The sequence below is a fragment of the Corallococcus exercitus genome, assembly GCF_003611585.1.
Taxonomy (GTDB): Bacteria; Myxococcota; Myxococcia; order Myxococcales; family Myxococcaceae; genus Corallococcus; species Corallococcus exercitus.
The window spans coordinates 1-16,608 of the sequence record NZ_RAVW01000207.1 but is presented as its reverse complement, the minus strand read 5'-3'; the positions used below and the strand labels follow the sequence as shown (position 1 = coordinate 16,608).

Genomic DNA, 16,608 nt, shown 5'->3' with positions numbered 1-16,608 from the left:
CTAGCCTTATCGTCGGCAGCGTCAGATGTGTATACGAGACAGCCGCCGAGGCGAAGACCGAGGCCGCCGCCCCCGAGGCGCAGGGCGAGATGAAGGGTGAGATGAAGGCCGAGACCAAGACCGAGACCAAGCACGAGGGCAAGGCCACCAAGAAGGGCACGAAGACCAAGACCGAGAAGAAGACCACCACCGAGACGAAGACCGAGGGCTGATCCCTCTCTTCACTCGCGTCCCGCCCGTCTCCAAGGAACGGGCAGGACACGGTGCCCGGCGCGGGGGCGCTCTCTTCACGAGGGCGCCCCTGTTGTCGTTTCCGGGCCCGGGAAGCGCCTTCTCCCCGCCTCCAGTGTTTTCAGTAGAACCACCATTTGACAGGAACAGAGGAATCGCGCATAACAGGACATATGTGGATGGCGGTTCATCCACGACAGGAAGGGGCGCCCCCCTCCCCCCCTTCAAGCGAGACGGTCATGGTGGAAGCGTTCACGAAGGTGTCCGAAGCGTCGCGGTTGCTCCTGGACAAGGGCCTGTGCCCGGCCACGGGTTCGGATGCGCTGGGCATGGTGGCCCGCCCGATGAAGGTGGACCGGGCCTGCATCTTCGAGAACCGGACCACGAACCTGGCGGGCCGGTTCCTCACGGACCTGCGCCACGCGTGGGCGGAGCCGGGCGTGGTGTCCCCGCTGGCGCACCCGGTGCTGCGCGCGCTGCCCATCCGCGACTACGCGATGGCGTGGACGGACATGCTGGAGGCGGGAATGCCGGTCAACTGCACCTCGCGCGAGGCGCCGCCGATGATGCGCGAGCTGCTGGAGCGCCAGGGCGTCCAGTCCGTCCTTTTGTGCCCCATCGTCCCGGCCAAGCAGTGGTGGGGGTTCGTGGCGTTCGAGGACTGCCACCAGGCGCGCATCTGGCGCCCGGAAGAGGTGTCGCTGCTCAAGTCGCTGGCGCGGGCCATTGGCGCGTCGGTGCGGCACGCGAGCATGCGCTCCTCGCTGTCGCAGGTGCGCACCAACCTCACCAGCGTGCTGCGCCCCGTCGCCGGGGACACCTGAGCCCACCTCCAGGGCCTTGGGGGGTCATGGCCGCCCGCCCACCCGGCGAGCGGGAGGGGGCACGAGGGACTGAAGGGGAGCGGTAACGCGGCGCCCCGTTTCTGCTACCCTCGCCGCCCAGCGCCCCGCCCATGTCCTCGTTTGAGCCAACCGCCATCAGTCGTTCCCGGCCTCCTGACCTCGTCAGCGGCTACCGCCTGGAGAAGCTCGTCGGTGCCGGCGGCATGGGAGAGGTCCACAAGGCCACCCAGCTGTCGCTCGGCCGCACAGTCGCGGTGAAGCTGCTGAACCCGGACCTGGCCAAGGACCCGTCGTTCATCGCGCGCTTCCAGAAGGAAGCCGCGGCGCTGGCGACCCTGAGCCATCCCCACGTCGTCGCCATCGTCGACAAGGGGAAGACGGACAGCACCTACTACCTGGTGATGGAGTTCGTGGACGGGCCGTCCCTGCGCGAGCTCATGCGCAGCCCGTCCATGGAGACGCCGGTGCTCCTGCGCCGGATGCTCGAGATCTGCCGGGCCATCGAATACGCGCACGGCCGGGGCGTCATCCACCGCGACCTGAAGCCGGAGAACATCCTGCTGGATCAGCAGGCCGGCGGCATCGCGAAGGTGTCCGACTTCGGGCTGGCGTCCTTCCTGGACGACGCGACGGCGGCCTCGCGCTTCGCGCTCACGTCCACGCACGTGTCCATGGGCACCATCTCGTACATGGCGCCCGAGCAGCGCGTGGACGCGAAGAGCGCGGACGCGCGGGCGGACATCTTCTCCCTGGGCGTCATCCTCTACGAGACCTTCACGGGCGAGGTGCCGCTGGGCACCTTCGATCCGCCGTCGCGCAAGCGCTCGGGCCTGGATCCGCGCGTGGACGCCATCGTGATGCGGTGCCTCAAGCCGGATCCCGACGACCGCTATCCGTCCGTCACCGCGCTCATCGCGGACCTGGAGCCGCTGGTCCCCGGCAGCCTGCTGTCCATGCCGCCGCTGCGGCTGACGCGCTGGCAGCGGGCGAAGGCGTCCATGCGGCGCGCGGCGCGCGTGACGGCGCAGACGGCCGCGGGGCTGACGGTGCTGGCCGCCGTGGGCGTGCTGGGCGTGACGTACTACCGCAGCGGGCAGGTGCGCACGCAGCAGCCGCTGCCGGGCGCCGCCATGATGGGCGAGCTGGGTCCGGGCACGCCCCGCAACGGTCCCGGCCGGGTGGAAGAGGTCACCGCGGACAAGCGCCGGGTGACGATGGGGGACGGTCCGGATCTGCCGCAGATGCTGGTGGCCGGACGGACGCTGAACTTCGAAAACAAGGCCCTCGTCTTCCCGCCCGTGGACGACGACGGAGCGAAGCGCGTGGGCCGCGCCCGCGTGGACGTGATGGGCCTGGTGGGCGGCGTCGCCCGGTTGACCGCGCGCGTGCGCGCCGAAGCGCCGCCAGCCACGTGGAAGCGCCGCCTGAAGGAAGTGCTGAACGGTCCGCCCCCGGAGCCGGTGGCCGCGCTGGGACTGATGGGGCGGCCGGGCCGCTACGTGATGCTCGTGCACCACGGTGTGGGCGCGCCGCTGTCCCTGGAGTGGGGGCTGGGCGAGCGCAGTGGCGCCATGCTGGGCCTCCCGGCGCCCGAGGGCGACGCGCGGCTGGAGCTGTTCGTCACCGAGGACGGCATGCTGCAGGCCTTCGTCGGCCAGGGGAAGGACCAGCGCGCCATCGCGGAGCCGCTGAACCTGGGCCCGGACTGGCAGGCCCACTTCGGCGAGCCTCCCGCGCCGGCCGTCGGCTGCATCGAGGGCACCTGCAGCATCGAGGGGCTCACCTACACGGTGGACCGGCCCGCGCCCGCGTCGGAAGGCCCCGCCACGCCGGTGGTGGTCATCCCCCAGGCGCCGGTGCGCACGGTGGCCGCCAACACGGTGCCGGCGAAGGCGGTGGTACCCAAGAAGCCCGCCCCGAAGCGCCGCTAGGGGAACGAGCAGGGCGAGTCCCTGACAAGCACCGCAAGGGGAATATGGCCTCTCCGAGGGGATTGCATTATCCCTCGGCTCCCCTATGCGCACCTTCCGTCGCGGCCTGACCGCGCTCGCCCTCGTCGCCGGGCTCACCGGCTGCCCCCGGCCCTCCTCCGTCGTCGCGCCCCACGTGCTCGAGTCCGCCGCCGAGCGCGCCGGTCAGGGTGACGCGGAGGCGCGCACGCTCGCGTTCGCGGGCTTCCACGCCTACCTCGTCGCGGGCGACGTGAAGCTCGCGCAGCAGCGCTTCGACGCCGCCGTGCAGAAGGACCCGGGCGACCCGTACGCCCTGCAAGGCCAGGCGCTGCTGGCCCGGCGCAACGGCCAGTCCGACCGCGCGCTCGCCGCGTCGGTGGAGCTGGTGAAGCGCGCCCCGCGCCACCCGGTGTCCGTCATCGCCGCCCGCTACATGCTGGACCGCGTGGGCACCTCGCGCGCGGAGGATGACAACATCCTCAAGGGCGTGGACGCTGGGCTCACCGGGGGCGCCCGGGGTGAGACGGCCTACCTGCTGCGCGCCGCGCGCCTGGCGGTGGCCAGCCTCCGCGCGGACACGGCCACCCAGGCGCAGACGCTCAAGGACCTGGGCGGCGCGAGCGAGGCCACGCTGGTGGGGCCCTTCTCGCCCTTCCACGTGCTGGCCATCGACGAGCCCATCGCGCCGGAGAAGGACGGTTCGTTCGCGGGCCCCTTCACGGGGGCGTACGGCCCGCTCGCGGCGCGCACGGTGCGCTCGCCGGATGGCCGACTGGACCTGGGCGGCGAGCCCGGGCACGGGGACATGTACGCGCTGGGCATCGACGCGGAGGTGGCGGAAGGCGGCGTGTACGTGCTGCGCACGGTGAGCCAGACGTCGCACCGCGTGCTGATGGACGGCGCCCCCGTGCTGGAGCGCCGCGACTGGGCGCGCACCGCGTCCACGGTGAGCGTGCGCGCGATGGAGCTTCCGGCGGGCAAGCACCGCTTCGTGGTGAAGATGTCCCGCGACAACACCCAGGGCGGCCTCACCTTCGCGCTGATGAAGGCGGACGGCAGCCCCGCCGGGGTGCGCCTCACCGCCGCCACCGGGCCCGCGCCGCGCTGGAACGCGAGCGCCCCGGGCGAGGTGGAGGCCCCGGACATGTACCCGGGCGCGGAGGACCTGGCCCAGGCGCTCCAGAGCGAGGCCGGCGAGACGCTGAGCACCTTCCTCGCGGTGCGCGACGGCCTGGCGCGAGACCCGGACGGCACCCAGCGGCTGATGGCGAAGCTGGAGGCGACGACGCCCGCGCTGCTCACCCTGCGCGCGGAGCAGGCCGCGCAGGACCGCGGCATCCCGTCCAAGGTGGCGCGCGGCCGGGCCACGCGCGACCTGGAGGCGGCGCTGGCGAAGGACCCGGGCAACGTGGCCGCGCTGCTCCTGCGCGCGGACCTCTTCCTGGATGACGGCCAGCCGGCCACCGCGCTGGACACGCTGAAGACGGCGCGCGACGCGGTGAAGCCCGCGGGCTTCCCGGTGCACATCCTCATGGCCCGCGCCGCGCTGGCGCTGGACGTGGACGCGCAGGCGGAGGTCGCCCTGGCCTCGGCGCTGGAGGCCCAGCCGGGCCTGTGCGAGGCGCTGGGGTTGCAGTACTCGCTGGCGCGCCGCCGCGACGCGGTGGCCCGCACGGATGAGCTGGTGAAGGCCCAGGAGGGCTGCCCCGGCGCGGAAGCGCGGCGGGTGGACCACCTGCGCACGCGCGGCGACCTGGAGGGCGCGGCGAAGGGCTACACGCAGCTGCTGGCGCAGGATCCGGACAACCTCACCACCGCCGCGGCGCTCTCCAGCATCTACCTGAGCCAGCGCCGCTACGACGACGCGGCGAAGGTGCTCCAGGCGCAGGCGAAGGTCTGGCCGCGCAACGCCGAAATCCTCAAGCGGCTGGCGGACGTGCGCGAGTACGCGGGCCAGGGCGCGGAGGCGCTGAAGCTGCGCGAGCAGGCGCTCAAGCTGGACGGCACGGACCTGTCGCTGCGCCGCGCGGTGGAGCGCGCGAAGACGGGCAAGGAGCTGCTGGCGGCGTACGCCATCGACGGCAAGGAGGCGCTGAAGGCCTACGAGGCGGCGCCCGTCACCGGCGGCAGCTCGGCGGCGTACGTGCTGGACGCGGCGGCGGTGCAGGTCTACCCGGACGGCTCGCTCGTCAACCGCATCCACACCATCCAGAAGGCGCTGGAGCAGTCGGGCGTGCAGGACATCGCGGAGGTGAACATCCCTCGCGGCGCCCAGGTGCTGGCGCTGCGCACGCTCAAGGCCGACGGCCGCGTGCTGGAGCCGGAGAACATCGAGGGCAAGGACACCATGAGCCTGCCCGGCGTGCAGGTCGGTGACTCCGTGGAGGTGGAGTACCTGCTGCCCGAAAGCGACCGCGGCCCCGCGCAGCCGGGCTTCACCGCGTCCGCGTTCTACTTCCAGATCGCCAACCAGCCGAACGCGTGGAGCACGTACACGGTCGTCGCCCCCAAGGGCAGCGGCATGAAGGTGGACGCGCACGGCATGAAGGCGCCGCCGCCGGAGGTGAAGGGCGACGTGGAGGTGTTCCACTACGACGCGCGCCGCGTGCCGCCGTTCATCCCGGAGCCGGACGCGCCGCCCTCCGGCAACGAGTACCTGCCCTTCGTGATGGTGGGCGCGGGCGAGACGGGCAACGACGGCCTGGCGCGCGTGTACGGCGACGCGTTCCAGGACCGGTGGCTGCGCACCTCGGAGGTGGAGGCCTTCGCGCGCCAGGCCACGGAGGGCAAGAAGGGCCTGGACGCGGTGAAGGCGCTGCACGCCGCGGTGATGAAGCGCTTCTCCGGACGCGACGCGAGCCTCGCGCAGTCCGCGGCCTCCACCGTGGCGCAGGACCGCGGCAGCCGGCTCACCGTGATGAAGGCGGGCCTGGAGACGCTGGGCATCCCCTCGCGCGTCGCCGCGATCCGCACCTTCAACACCGACCCCGCGCCCTACCTCTTCCCGGCGGACGCGCTCCTGCCCTACGCGGCGCTGCGCGTGGAGGTGCCGGGCGAGGAGCCCTTGTGGCTGGACACGTCCGTGCGCTACGGCCCCTTCGGCGAGCTGCCGGAAGCCGCCATGGGCGAGCGTGAGGCCTACCTCATGCCGGAGCCCGGCAAGCCCCTGCGGAAGGTGAAGACGCCGCCGCTCAAGCCGCGCGCGGGCAAGGACGTGAAGCTCACCCTGGAGCTGGGCGCCGACGGCAGCCTCAAGGGCCAGGGCGAGGAGACCTATACCGGCTTCGAGGCCGCTCAAATCGCGGAGGCCTTCGAGCAGCTCTCCGCGGAGAGCCGCAAGCAGGCGCTCCAGGGCGCGGTGTCGCGCTACTTCGGCGGCGCGGAGCTGGCCTCCGTGAAGCTGGAGCATGAGGAGGCCGTGGGCGCGCCCTTCGTGCTGCGCTACGTGTTCACCGTGCCGCGCTTCGGGCGCATGGAGGGCGACAGCCGCATGGCGCTGGGCCCCCTCACCTTCCCCGCCCTGCTGGGCCGGCGCTACGTGCAGCTGTCCACCCGCACCACGCCGCTCTACATCGACGACACGGAGGCCAGCCGCACGAACGTCGCCCTCACCCTGCCCCAGGGCTGGAAGCTCAGCGACCCGCAGGCGGCCCTGAAGGTGGACAGCGAGTTCGGCCACTTCACCCGTTCGGAGAAGCAGGAGGGGCGCATGCTCAGCATCGCGGAGTCCATCCGCATGCCCCGCGCCCGCGTCACCCCGGCGGAGTACGAGAAGTTCTCCGCCTTCGCTGGCGACGTGGACCTGCTCCAGGTGCGCGAGCTGTTCCTCGTGAAGCAGTAGGCGTCACGACGCTCCGCGCGTCACGTCAGTGGTGCGCGGAGCCGGGCTCGGACAGCTTGCGGTGCTGCTCGGCGGAGATGGGCGCGGGCAGCACCGTGGCGGCCGCGGCCATCACCTTGTTCGCGAGCGAGCCGGCGACGACCTTGTCCTTGCCGGCCATCAGGGCCTCGTAGCCCTCGCGCGCCACCTGCTCCGCGCTGTCCTTCTCCTGCGCCCCCACGCGCGTGTCGTCCATGCCGGCGCGGTGGAAGAAGTTCGTCTCCGTGGGGCCCGGCATCAGGGCCGTCACGGTGATGGCCGTGTCCTTCAGCTCGTTGCGCAGGGCTTCGGAGAAGGAGAGCAGGAAGGCCTTGGAGGCGGCGTACACCGCTTCGAAGGGGCCCGGCATGGTGGCCGCGATGGAGGACGTGAAGAGGACGCGGCCCACGTTGCGCGCCACCATGTCCTTGAGCACGAGCTTCGCCAGGTGCACCGACGACGTCACGTTCAGGTTGATGAGGTTCAGCTCCGCCTGGAGGTCCGTCTGCCGGGCGAAGTCACCGCCCACGCCCACGCCCGCGTTGATGGCGATGGCGTCCACCGGGCGGCCCACCTGTTTGATTTCGGCGTAGAGGCGCTGGACGCCCTCCGCCTTCGCCAGGTCCACCTGCACGCTCTTCACCCAGGAGCCCAGGCTTTCAAAGGCGGCCACCACCTCCACGATGCCCTTGTCCTCCGCGGCGATGAGCAGGTCGAAGCCGTTCTTCGCGAACTGCTTCGCCAATTCGTAGCCGATGCCGCTGGAGGCTCCGGTGACGACCGCGAGGGGACGGGTGGACGTGGACGCGCGCGAGGCCATGGCTCTCTCTCCGGGGTGGGGAAGACGTGGAGTGAAAGCTTTGGCTTCGCGCGCTGCCGGACAAGCGGGGCTCGGCCGCCTGCCTAGGGTTGCTGGAAGATGGCGACGGTGGGCGTGCCGTCCTCGCCGATGTAGCCGCGATACATGCCGCTGGAGTTGAAGGGCATGGCCACGTGGCCCTGGCGGTCCATGGCGATGACGCCGCCCTCGCCGCCGGCCTTCACCAGCACGTCGTTGACGACGTAGCTGGCGGCCTCCGGCAGGGGGAGGTCCTGGTACTCGACGCGGGCGCAGATGTCGCGCGCCACCGTGTAGCGGATGAAGAACTCGCCGTGGCCCGTGGCGGAGACGGCGCAGCGCTCATCCGCGTAGGTGCCCGCGCCGATGATGGGCGAGTCCCCCACCCGGCCGAAGCGCTTGTTGGTCATGCCGCCCGTGGACGTGCCCGCCGCGAGGTTGCCGTCCATGTCCAACGCCACCGCGCCCACCGTGCCGAACTTGTGGTCCCCCGTGATGGGGTCCACGCCCGGCGTCAGCGATGAGCCAGGCTGCGGCTGCGCAGGCGTCGCGGGCTGACCCGACTGCGACGCCGGGGGCCGCGCCGATGCAGGCGGCTTGCCGGGTGCGGAGGGCTGGCCCGGGGCTGCCGACCGGGACGCCGGAGGCTGCGTCGACGCGGGCGGCTGCGCCGGTGATGACGGCTGCGCGGGCGTTACCGGCTGACCGGGCGTCGCGGGCGTCGCGCCTTGCGTGGACGGCTGGCCGGGCGTCGCCGGCTGCGCGGGCTGTCCGGGCGTCTGGCCCTGCGTGGATGGCTGCCCCTGCTCCGTGGGCGGAGCCTCCTTCGCGCGCTCCTGCTCCAGCGCTCGCTGGAGGCCCTGCCAGCGCTCCTCCGTGTAGAAGTACTTCGCGTCCACCAGGGGCATGCCCTGCGACTGCGCGAAGGCCTCCGCCCCGTCACCCACCATCATCACGTGCGGCGACTTCTCCATCACCAGTCGCGCCAGGTCGATGGGGTTCTGGATGTGGCGCACGCCGGCCACCGCGCCGGCCATGCGCGTCTTGCCGTCCATCACCGCCGCGTCCAGCTCGTTCACGCCGTCGTGGTTGAACACCGCGCCCTTGCCGGCGTTGAAGTACGGCGAGTCCTCCAGCACGCGGATGGCCGCCGTCACCGCGTCCAGGCTTCGGCCGCCCTTGGCCAGCACCGCGTGTCCCGCCTGGAGCGCCTCCGTGAGCACGGCGCGCATCGCGGCCTCGCGCTCCGGGGTGAGGTTCTCGCGTGAAATCACGCCCGCACCGCCGTGGATGACCAAGCCCCACTTGGGCTTCACGCGCGGCGGTTCATCCGTGCGCAGGGCCGCCTCGTCACGCGCGGCGCCCACCTGCGAGGACGTGGCGCAGCCCATGGGAGCCAGCAACAGCGCCGTGCCCGCGAGCAGGCTCCGGTGCATCCGGGGAGAGAACGTGGGGGACATGCCGTGCGCCTCCAGAAAGGAACTCTTGTCGTAGAGCCGTTCACCCGGGGGCGTCCAGGACCGCCGCATGCCGCGCCGCACCAGCCCCGGGCGGGATTTCACCCGGCGACACCGCGAGCGCCCGCCTGTCCGCCTGCTCTCCGCTTCCCCTCCCAGGAGGGCATGTCCACCGTGCAGGTTTGGGTTGTAGCGCACCGACGGACATCGGGAGGACGGGGCAATGAAGAAGCTGAAGGGGATGCGGGTGGCCGTACTGGCGGCGGATGGCTTCGAGCAGGTGGAGCTGACGCGGCCGGTGAAGCGCCTGGAGAAAGAAGGCGCGAGCGTCACCATCGTCTCCCTCCACAAGGGCCGCATCCGGGGCATGAACCTGCTGGTGCCCGGCCGCAAGGTGCGCGTGGACGCCACCCTGCGTGAGGTGAAGGCCGCGGACTTCGACGCGCTGCTGCTGCCCGGCGGCTTCATGAACCCGGACTTCCTGCGGCAGAGCGCCCTGGCGCTGGACTTCGTGAAGGACGCGGACCTGCTGGACCAGCCCATCGCGGTCATCTGTCACGGGCCGTGGCTGCTCGCGTCGGCGGGGCTGCTGGAAGGCCGCCACCTGACGTCCTGGCCGGGCATCCGCAACGACATGGAGAACGCGGGCGCGCACTGGACGGACGAGCCCGTGGTGCGCGACGGCAACTGGGTGTCCAGCCGGGGCCCGCACGACCTGCTCGCCTTCGAGCACGCCATGGTGGAGCTCTTCGCGGAGCGCATGTCGCCCGCCATCGCCCGCCGCTCCACCGCGGAAGCCGCGCCGCGCTGGCCCCGGTGGCTCGCGGGCGGACTCGCCGCCGCGGCCACGGTGGGCCTGGTCGCACGCGGCCGCAAGGCCCTGGCCTAGCAGGCAGGGCCCGGGGACTTCACATCCAGCCCAGCTGGAGCCGCGCGACGTCCGTCATGCGGCTCTGGTCCCACTGCGGCTCCCAGACCAGCTCCACGTGGGCCTCCTTCACGCCGGGCAGCGCGGACACCTTGGAGCGCACGTCCTCCACCAGCACCTGACCCATGCCGCAGCCGGGCGCGGTGAGCGTCATCTCGATGTCCACGCGCTGACCGCCCTCGTCCAGCGGCGTGGCCTTGCACGTGTACACCAGGCCCAGCTCCACGATGTTCACCGGGATCTCCGGGTCGTAGACCGTGCGCAGCTGCTCCCAGACCTGCTCCTCGTGGAACTCCCCGGGAGTGACCTCCGCGTCGGGCGCCTTCGCCTTGGCGGCGTACTCCTCGCCCAGCACGTCCGCGTTCTTCTCGTCGATGCGGAACAGCTGGCCGTACGGGTCCTGCACCGTGACGTTGCCGCCCAGCGTCTGCACCACCGTCAACTCCGAGCCCGCCGGCAGCAACACCTTGTCCCCGCTGGGGATGAGCATCGCGTCCACGTCGCGCTCGATGACCGTCATCGCGCCTCGCATGTCCCCTCCCTACTCCGTCGACACCGACGTGGAGCGGCCATCCAGCGCCGCGTGCAGCGTGTGCCACGCCAGGCTCGCGCACTTCACCCGGGCCGGGAACTCGCTCACGCCCGACAGCACCGCGAGCTTGCCCAGCGACTCCGGATCCACCTTGTCCGGCCCCTCCGTCACCAGCGTGTGCACGCGCTCGAAGAGGGCTTGCGCCTCCTCGCGCGTCTTGTCCTTCACCGCGCCCGTCATCAGTGACGCGGACGCCTTGGAGATGGCGCAGCCCTGGCCCTGGAAGCCGATGTCGCGGATGACGCCGTCCTCCAGCTTGAGCGTCACGGAGAGCTGGTCGCCGCACAGCGGGTTGTAGCCCTCCGCCGCGCAGGTGGCGCCCTCCACCACCCGGAAGTTGCGCGGGCGCTTGGAGTGCTCCAGCACCACCTCCTGGTACAGGTCCTTGAGGTCGGAACTCACGCGAACACCTCCTTCACCTTGTGCAGGCCCTTCACCAGCGCGTCCACGTCCTCGCGCGTGTTGTAGAGCGCCAGCGACGCCCGCGCCGTGGCCGCCACGCCGAAGCGCTGCATCAGCGGCTGGGCGCAGTGGTGCCCGGTGCGGATGCAGATGCCCTCCTGGTCCAGGATGGTGCCCACGTCGTGCGGGTGGACGTCCTCCAGCGTGAAGGACAGCACGCCCGTCTTGCGCGGCGCCGTGCCCACCAGCTTCAGCCCCGGCACCGCCGCCAGCGCCTCCGTCGCGTACGCGAGCAGCCACTGGTCGTGCTGGGACACGTTCTCCATGCCCACGGCCTCCAGGTAGCGGATGGCCGCGGCCAGCCCCACCGCGCCCGCCATGTCCGGCGTGCCCGCCTCGAAGCGGTGCGGCACGCGGTTGTAGACGGTCTTCTCCATCGTCACGGAGAGGATCATGTCCCCGCCGCCCTGGTACGGCGGCAGCGACTCCAGCATGGCCAGCTTGCCGTACAGCACGCCGATGCCCGTGGGACCGAAGAGCTTGTGCCCGCTGAAGGCGTAGAAGTCACAGCCCAGGTCCTGCACGTCCACCGGGAAGTGCGTCACCGACTGCGCCCCGTCCACCAACACCGGGATGTTCTTCGCGTGCGCCTTGGCCACCAGCTCCTTGATGGGGTTTACGGAGCCCAGCGCGTTGGACACGTGGGTGATGGCCAGCAGGCGCGTCTTCTCCGTGAGCAGCGCGTCCACGGCATCCATCTGGAGCGCGCCGCGCTCGTCCACGGGAATCACGCGCAGCTTCGCGCCCGCCGCGTCGCACACCATCTGCCAGGGCACGATGTTGGAGTGGTGCTCCATGGCGGAGATGAGCACCTCGTCCCCCGGGCCCACGTGCTTGCGGCCGTAGGTGGCGGCCACCAGGTTGATGGCCTCCGTGGTGCCGCGCACGAAGATGACCTCGCGCACATCCTTGGCATGGATGAAGCGGCGCACCGTCTCGCGCGCGTCCTCGAAGGCCTGCGTGGCGCGCTCGGAGAGGATGTGCACGCCACGGTGCACGTTGGCGTTGTCGTGCGTGTAGTAGCGCGTCAGCGCGTCCAGCACCGCCTGCGGCTTCTGCCCCGTGGCGGCGCTGTCCAGGTACACCAGCGGCCGGCCCCGTACCTCCTGCCGGAGGATGGGGAAGTCCGCGCGCACCCGCGCCAGGTCGAATCCAGGCCCGCTCATCCCATCACCTCCGCCGAACCCGGCAGCTTTCCCGCGAGCAGCGCTTCCACGCGCGCCCGCACCGGACCCTCCGGCACCGCGCGCACCAGCTCACTCGCGAACGCCTGCGTCAGCATCCGCTCCGCGTCCACCTTCGGAATGCCGCGCGAGCGCAGGTAGAACAGCGCGTTGTCATCCAGCCGGCCCACCGCCGTGCCGTGCGCGCACTTCACGTCGTCCGCGAAGATTTCCAGCTGGGGCCGCGCGTCCACCTGCGCGCCCTCGGAGAGCAGCAGGTTGCGGCTGGTCTGGCTGGCGTCCGTCTTCTGCGCGTCCTCGCGCACGCGGATCTTCCCGTGGAAGGTGCCGCGCGCGCGGTCATCCAGCACGCCCTTGTAGAGCTCACGGCTGGAGCAGCGCGGCACCGCGTGGTCCAGGTCCGTGCGGTTGTCCAGGTGCTGCGTGCCCCGGCCCACGAACAGGCCATTGAGCACGCACTCGCCGCCCTCGCCCGCGAAAGCCGCGTGCACTTCGTTGCGAGCCAGCGCCCCGCCGAACGAGAACGCGTGCGACTGGAAGCGGCTGTCGCGCCCCTGCCGCGAGTACAGCCCGCCCAGGTGCAGCGCGGTGTCACCCTCCGCCTGGAGCTTGAAGTGGCGCAGGCTGGCGTTGTCGCCCAGCGACACCTCCGTCACCGCGTTGGTGAACGTCGCCCCGGAGCCCAGCCCCGCGTACGTCTCCACCAGCGTGGCCTCGCTGCCCTCGCCCGCCACCACGACGATGCGCGGACTGGCCAGCACCGGCCCGTCGCCGCCGCGCGCGAGGAACAGCAGCTGCACCGGCACCTCGCTCAAGGCCCGGGGCGCGAGCGTGAGCAGCGCGCCCTCCTCCAGCAGCGCGGCGTTGAGCGACGTGAAGGCATGCGCCGACGGCCGCGAGAGCTGGCCCAGCGTCTCCTGCAACAGCGCGCCATCTTCACGCAGCGCCTGCGACAGCGGCTTGAGCACCACGCCGCGAGGCAGGCCGGTGAGCACCGACAGCGCCGGCACGAAGCGACCGTCCACGAACACCAGCCGGGGGCCGGGCAGCGCCAGCCGCGCCACCGCCTGGGCCACGTCCTCGCCCGCGGACACGTCCCGCACGGGCTGGAAGGGATGCGACGACAGCGTGGCCACGGGCGTGTACTTCCACTCCTCGTCCTTGGACGTGGGCAGGCCGCGCGCCTGGAACTGGCTCAGGCCCTCTTCACGAATCGCCTGGAGCCACGCGGGCGCATCCCCGCGCGCCTGGAAGGCACGGGCCACGTCCGCGTAGTGGGCCGCGCTCATGGCCGGGCCTCCTTCGCCTTGCCGGCGGCGGCGCCCTCCGCGCCAATCCAGCCGTAGCCCTTCTCCTCCAGCTCCAGCGCCAGCTCGCGCCCACCCGAGCGCACGATGCGGCCCGCCGCCATCACGTGCACATGGTCCGGCACGATGTAGTCCAGGAGCCGCTGGTAGTGGGTGATGACCACCAGCGCGCGGTCCTTCGAGCGCAGCGCGTTCACCCCGCCCGCGACGATGCGCAGGGCGTCGATGTCCAGGCCCGAGTCCGTCTCATCCAGCAGCCCCAGCCGGGGCTGGAGCACCGCCATCTGGAAGATCTCGTTGCGCTTCTTCTCTCCGCCGGAGAAGCCCTCGTTCACGGAGCGGTTCATGAACGCCGCGTCCAGCTGCACGAGCTTCGCCTTCTCCTTGGCCAGCGCGAGGAAGTCCATCGCGTCCAGCTCTTCCTCGCCCTTCGCGCGGCGCTGCGCGTTGAGCGCCGTGCGCAGGAAGTGCAGGTTGCCCACGCCCGGAATCTCCACCGGGTACTGGAACCCCAGGAACACGCCCGCCTTCGCGCGCTCCTCTGGCGGCGTGCCCAGCAGGTCCTTGCCGTCGAAGAGCACGGAGCCCTTCGTCACTTCGTACGTCTCACGCCCCGCCAGCACGCCCGCGAGCGTGCTCTTGCCGGAGCCGTTGGGCCCCATGATGGCGTGCACCTCGCCGGCGCCCACCTCCAGGTTGATGCCCTTGAGGATGTCCTTGCCGCCCACGCGGGCGTGCAGGTCCTGGATGCTCAACAACGACGCCATCACCCGACGCTCCCTTCCAGACTCACGCCCAGCAGCTTCTGCGCTTCCACCGCGAACTCCATGGGCAGTTCCTTGAAGACCTGACGGCAGAAGCCGTTCACGATCATCGACACCGCGTCCTCCTGCGAGATGCCGCGCTGCCGGCAGTAGAAGAGCTGGTCCTCGCCAATCTTCGACGTGGACGCCTCGTGCTCCACCTGCGCGGTCGCGTTCTTCACCTCGATGTACGGCAGCGTGTGGGCGCCGCACTCGTCGCCCAACAACAGCGAATCGCACTGCGTGTAGTTGCGTGCGTTCGCCGCGCTCTTGAGCATCTTCACCTGGCCCCGGTACGTGTTCTGCCCGCGGCCCGCGGAGATGCCCTTGGACACGATGGTGGACCGGGTGTTCTTGCCGATGTGGATCATCTTCGTGCCCGTGTCCGCCTGCTGCCGGTGGTTGGTGAGCGCCACCGAGTAGAACTCGCCCACCGAGTCATCCCCCTTGAGGATGACGCTGGGGTACTTCCAGGTGATGGCCGAGCCCGTCTCCACCTGCGTCCACGAAATCTTGGCGCGCTGGTGCGCGATGCCGCGCTTGGTGACGAAGTTGTAGATGCCGCCCCGGCCCTCCGCGTCGCCCGGGTACCAGTTCTGCACCGTGCTGTACTTGATGGACGCGCCGTCCAGCGCCACCAGCTCCACCACCGCCGCGTGCAGCTGGTTGGTGTCGCGCATGGGCGCGGTGCAGCCCTCCAGGTAGCTCACGGAGGCGCCTTCATCCGCCACGAGCAGCGTGCGCTCGAACTGGCCCGTGTCCGCCGCGTTGATGCGGAAGTACGTGGACAGCTCCATGGGGCACTTCACGCCCTTGGGCACGTAGCAGAACGAACCGTCGCTGAAGACCGCGGAGTTGAGCGCCGCGAAGAAGTTGTCGGAGAAGGGCACCACCGTGCCCAGGTAGCGCTCCACCAGCTCCGGGTGCTCGCGCACGGCTTCGGAGAACGAGCAGAAGATGACGCCCGCCTTGTAGAGCTTCTCCCGGAACGTGGTGGCCACCGACACGGAGTCGAAGACGGCATCCACCGCGACGTTCTGCAGGCGCTTCTGCTCCTCCAGCGGGATGCCCAGCTTCTCGTAGGTGCGGAGGATCTCCGGGTCCACCTCCGACAGGCTGTCCTTCTTCGGCTTCTGCTTCGGCGCCGAGTAGTAGCGGATGGCCTGGTAGTCGATGGGGTGGTACTTCACCGCCTGCCACGTCGGCTCCTTCAGCGTGAGCCAGTGGCGGTACGCCTTCAGGCGCCACTCCAGCATGAAGGCCGGCTCGTTCTTCTTCGCGGACAGCACGCGGATGACGTCCTCGTCCAGGCCGGGTGGCAGCGTGTCCGCCTCCACCTGGGTGACGAAGCCCGCCTGGTAGCCCTTGCGCGTCAGCTCCTGGATGGTTTCGGTGCTGCTCATGAACGGACTCCCGTAAGGGAAGGAGGAAGGGCCGAGGACGTCGGCAGGCCCAGGCCCACCAGCCGCTCCGGCATGCGGGGCGCGGGCGCGCGCAGGTCCGCGAGCGTCAGCTTCCCCAGTGCTTCCTGGATGGCTTGATTGATGAGGCGCCAGTGGCCGCGCACCTGGCAGACGGCCTCCAGCTCACAGGGGCCCGCGGGCTTGCCGGGGTGCTGGCCACACTCCGTGAGGGACACCGGCCCCTCCAGCGCGGACACCAGCTCCGCCAGCGAGATGGCCTCCGCCGGACGCGACAGGCCGTAGCCGCCGTTCGCCCCCCGGTGCGACACCACCAGCCCCGCCTGCAGCAGGCCCTTGAGGACCTTGCTCGCGGACGGAAGGGCGACATGCGTGCGCGCCGCCAGCTCTCGCGTGGTGCGGGTTTCCCCGTCCGCGCGCGCCAGCTCGGTCATCAGCACGATGCCGTAGTCGGTCATCTTGCTCATCCGGAGCATGTGTGGGGTATCTCCTGTGGCTGTCCGCGGGCCCGATGCCCGCGACGGCCTCTTATGTAATGTGGACCGGTTCAGTCCACATTCAAATCCAGAAGCAACGAGCTAGGGTGGAGCCGTCCGCTTTCCGAGCCCGTCTCCCTCGAGGAGCCCCACCGATGCGCCGTCCCCTCCCCCTCCTGCTCACCGCGCTGGCCCTGGCCCTGGTGGGTTGTGAGAAGAAGTCCGCCCCGGCCCCCGCGCCCGCGCCCACCAC

The 16,608-nt window shown here is 71.1% G+C and carries 14 protein-coding genes; 5 read left to right on the top strand and 9 right to left on the bottom strand.

What is annotated here, in order from left to right; genetic code table 11:
• The 4 genes from D7W79_RS46475 to D7W79_RS23980 form a co-directional block, all read left to right on the top strand.
• On the top strand, window positions 1–212 hold a 212-nt coding region (locus D7W79_RS46475), incomplete at its 5' end, for a hypothetical protein (RefSeq protein WP_208729822.1).
• A 258-nt stretch (window positions 213–470) separates the two neighbouring features.
• Window positions 471–1,055 (top strand): GAF domain-containing protein, encoded by a 585-nt coding sequence (locus D7W79_RS23990; protein ID WP_120527720.1) that lies wholly within the window; start codon window positions 471–473, stop codon window positions 1,053–1,055.
• A 131-nt stretch (window positions 1,056–1,186) separates the two neighbouring features.
• Window positions 1,187–3,007, top strand: coding sequence for a serine/threonine-protein kinase (locus tag D7W79_RS23985; protein WP_120527719.1), 1,821 nt, complete (start codon window positions 1,187–1,189; stop codon window positions 3,005–3,007).
• Window positions 3,008–3,092: 85 nt separating this feature from the next.
• Window positions 3,093–6,869, top strand: a complete 3,777-nt coding sequence (locus D7W79_RS23980) for a tetratricopeptide repeat protein (RefSeq protein ID WP_120527718.1) — start codon at window positions 3,093–3,095, stop codon at window positions 6,867–6,869.
• Window positions 6,870–6,894: 25 nt separating this feature from the next.
• Here D7W79_RS23980 and D7W79_RS23975 read toward each other — a convergent pair whose 3' ends face one another.
• Together D7W79_RS23975 and D7W79_RS23970 are read right to left on the bottom strand one after the other, a co-directional pair.
• The gene (locus D7W79_RS23975; RefSeq protein ID WP_120527717.1) at window positions 6,895–7,707 is read right to left on the bottom strand and encodes an SDR family NAD(P)-dependent oxidoreductase; all 813 of its coding nucleotides are present in this window, start codon (window positions 7,705–7,707) and stop codon (window positions 6,895–6,897) included.
• Window positions 7,708–7,790: 83 nt separating this feature from the next.
• The gene (locus tag D7W79_RS23970; protein ID WP_167497731.1) at window positions 7,791–9,185 is read right to left on the bottom strand and encodes an isoaspartyl peptidase/L-asparaginase family protein; all 1,395 of its coding nucleotides are present in this window, start codon (window positions 9,183–9,185) and stop codon (window positions 7,791–7,793) included.
• Between the two features lie 220 nt (window positions 9,186–9,405).
• Between D7W79_RS23970 and D7W79_RS23965 the strand changes: the two genes are divergently transcribed.
• Entirely contained in the window at window positions 9,406–10,071 is a 666-nt protein-coding gene (locus tag D7W79_RS23965; protein ID WP_120527716.1) for a type 1 glutamine amidotransferase domain-containing protein, read from the top strand.
• 19 nt (window positions 10,072–10,090) lie between these two features.
• Here D7W79_RS23965 and sufT read toward each other — a convergent pair whose 3' ends face one another.
• The 7 genes from sufT to D7W79_RS23930 are packed head-to-tail and all read right to left on the bottom strand — an operon-like array spanning window position 10,091 to window position 16,355.
• Window positions 10,091–10,642: a putative Fe-S cluster assembly protein SufT gene (sufT, locus tag D7W79_RS23960; RefSeq protein ID WP_120527715.1), complete on the bottom strand. Its 552-nt coding sequence runs from the start codon at window positions 10,640–10,642 to the stop codon at window positions 10,091–10,093.
• 9 nt (window positions 10,643–10,651) lie between these two features.
• The gene (sufU, locus tag D7W79_RS23955; RefSeq protein WP_120527714.1) at window positions 10,652–11,104 is read right to left on the bottom strand and encodes a Fe-S cluster assembly sulfur transfer protein SufU; all 453 of its coding nucleotides are present in this window, start codon (window positions 11,102–11,104) and stop codon (window positions 10,652–10,654) included.
• Window positions 11,101–12,330, bottom strand: a complete 1,230-nt coding sequence (locus D7W79_RS23950; RefSeq protein ID WP_120527713.1) for a cysteine desulfurase — start codon at window positions 12,328–12,330, stop codon at window positions 11,101–11,103. The genes sufU and D7W79_RS23950 overlap by 4 nt, the downstream gene beginning before the upstream one ends.
• On the bottom strand, window positions 12,327–13,637 hold the full coding sequence (gene sufD / locus D7W79_RS23945; RefSeq protein WP_120527712.1) for a Fe-S cluster assembly protein SufD: 1,311 nt from the start codon (window positions 13,635–13,637) through the stop codon (window positions 12,327–12,329). Before sufD ends, D7W79_RS23950 begins: the two co-directional genes overlap by 4 nt.
• Window positions 13,634–14,422, bottom strand: a complete 789-nt coding sequence (sufC, locus tag D7W79_RS23940; RefSeq protein WP_120527711.1) for a Fe-S cluster assembly ATPase SufC — start codon at window positions 14,420–14,422, stop codon at window positions 13,634–13,636. The genes sufD and sufC overlap by 4 nt, the downstream gene beginning before the upstream one ends.
• Window positions 14,422–15,861: a Fe-S cluster assembly protein SufB gene (gene sufB / locus D7W79_RS23935; protein ID WP_120527710.1), complete on the bottom strand. Its 1,440-nt coding sequence runs from the start codon at window positions 15,859–15,861 to the stop codon at window positions 14,422–14,424. Before sufB ends, sufC begins: the two co-directional genes overlap by 1 nt.
• Window positions 15,858–16,355: an SUF system Fe-S cluster assembly regulator gene (locus D7W79_RS23930; RefSeq protein ID WP_120527709.1), complete on the bottom strand. Its 498-nt coding sequence runs from the start codon at window positions 16,353–16,355 to the stop codon at window positions 15,858–15,860. Before D7W79_RS23930 ends, sufB begins: the two co-directional genes overlap by 4 nt.
• Window positions 16,356–16,608 lie beyond the last annotated feature (253 nt).

Bases quoted from the DNA above. Each gene is read 5' to 3' on its own strand.
- D7W79_RS23990 (WP_120527720.1), top strand. From the start codon at position 471: ATGGTGGAAGCGTTCACGAAGGTGTCCGAAGCGTCGCGGTTGCTCCTG.
- D7W79_RS23985 (WP_120527719.1), top strand. From the start codon at position 1,187: ATGTCCTCGTTTGAGCCAACCGCCATCAGTCGTTCCCGGCCTCCTGAC.
- D7W79_RS23980 (WP_120527718.1), top strand. From the start codon at position 3,093: ATGCGCACCTTCCGTCGCGGCCTGACCGCGCTCGCCCTCGTCGCCGGG.
- D7W79_RS23975 (WP_120527717.1), bottom strand. From the start codon at position 7,707: ATGGCCTCGCGCGCGTCCACGTCCACCCGTCCCCTCGCGGTCGTCACC.
- D7W79_RS23970 (WP_167497731.1), bottom strand. From the start codon at position 9,185: ATGTCCCCCACGTTCTCTCCCCGGATGCACCGGAGCCTGCTCGCGGGC.
- D7W79_RS23965 (WP_120527716.1), top strand. From the start codon at position 9,406: ATGAAGAAGCTGAAGGGGATGCGGGTGGCCGTACTGGCGGCGGATGGC.
- sufT (WP_120527715.1), bottom strand. From the start codon at position 10,642: ATGCGAGGCGCGATGACGGTCATCGAGCGCGACGTGGACGCGATGCTC.
- D7W79_RS23950 (WP_120527713.1), bottom strand. From the start codon at position 12,330: ATGAGCGGGCCTGGATTCGACCTGGCGCGGGTGCGCGCGGACTTCCCC.
- sufD (WP_120527712.1), bottom strand. From the start codon at position 13,637: ATGAGCGCGGCCCACTACGCGGACGTGGCCCGTGCCTTCCAGGCGCGC.
- sufC (WP_120527711.1), bottom strand. From the start codon at position 14,422: ATGGCGTCGTTGTTGAGCATCCAGGACCTGCACGCCCGCGTGGGCGGC.
- sufB (WP_120527710.1), bottom strand. From the start codon at position 15,861: ATGAGCAGCACCGAAACCATCCAGGAGCTGACGCGCAAGGGCTACCAG.
- D7W79_RS23930 (WP_120527709.1), bottom strand. From the start codon at position 16,355: ATGCTCCGGATGAGCAAGATGACCGACTACGGCATCGTGCTGATGACC.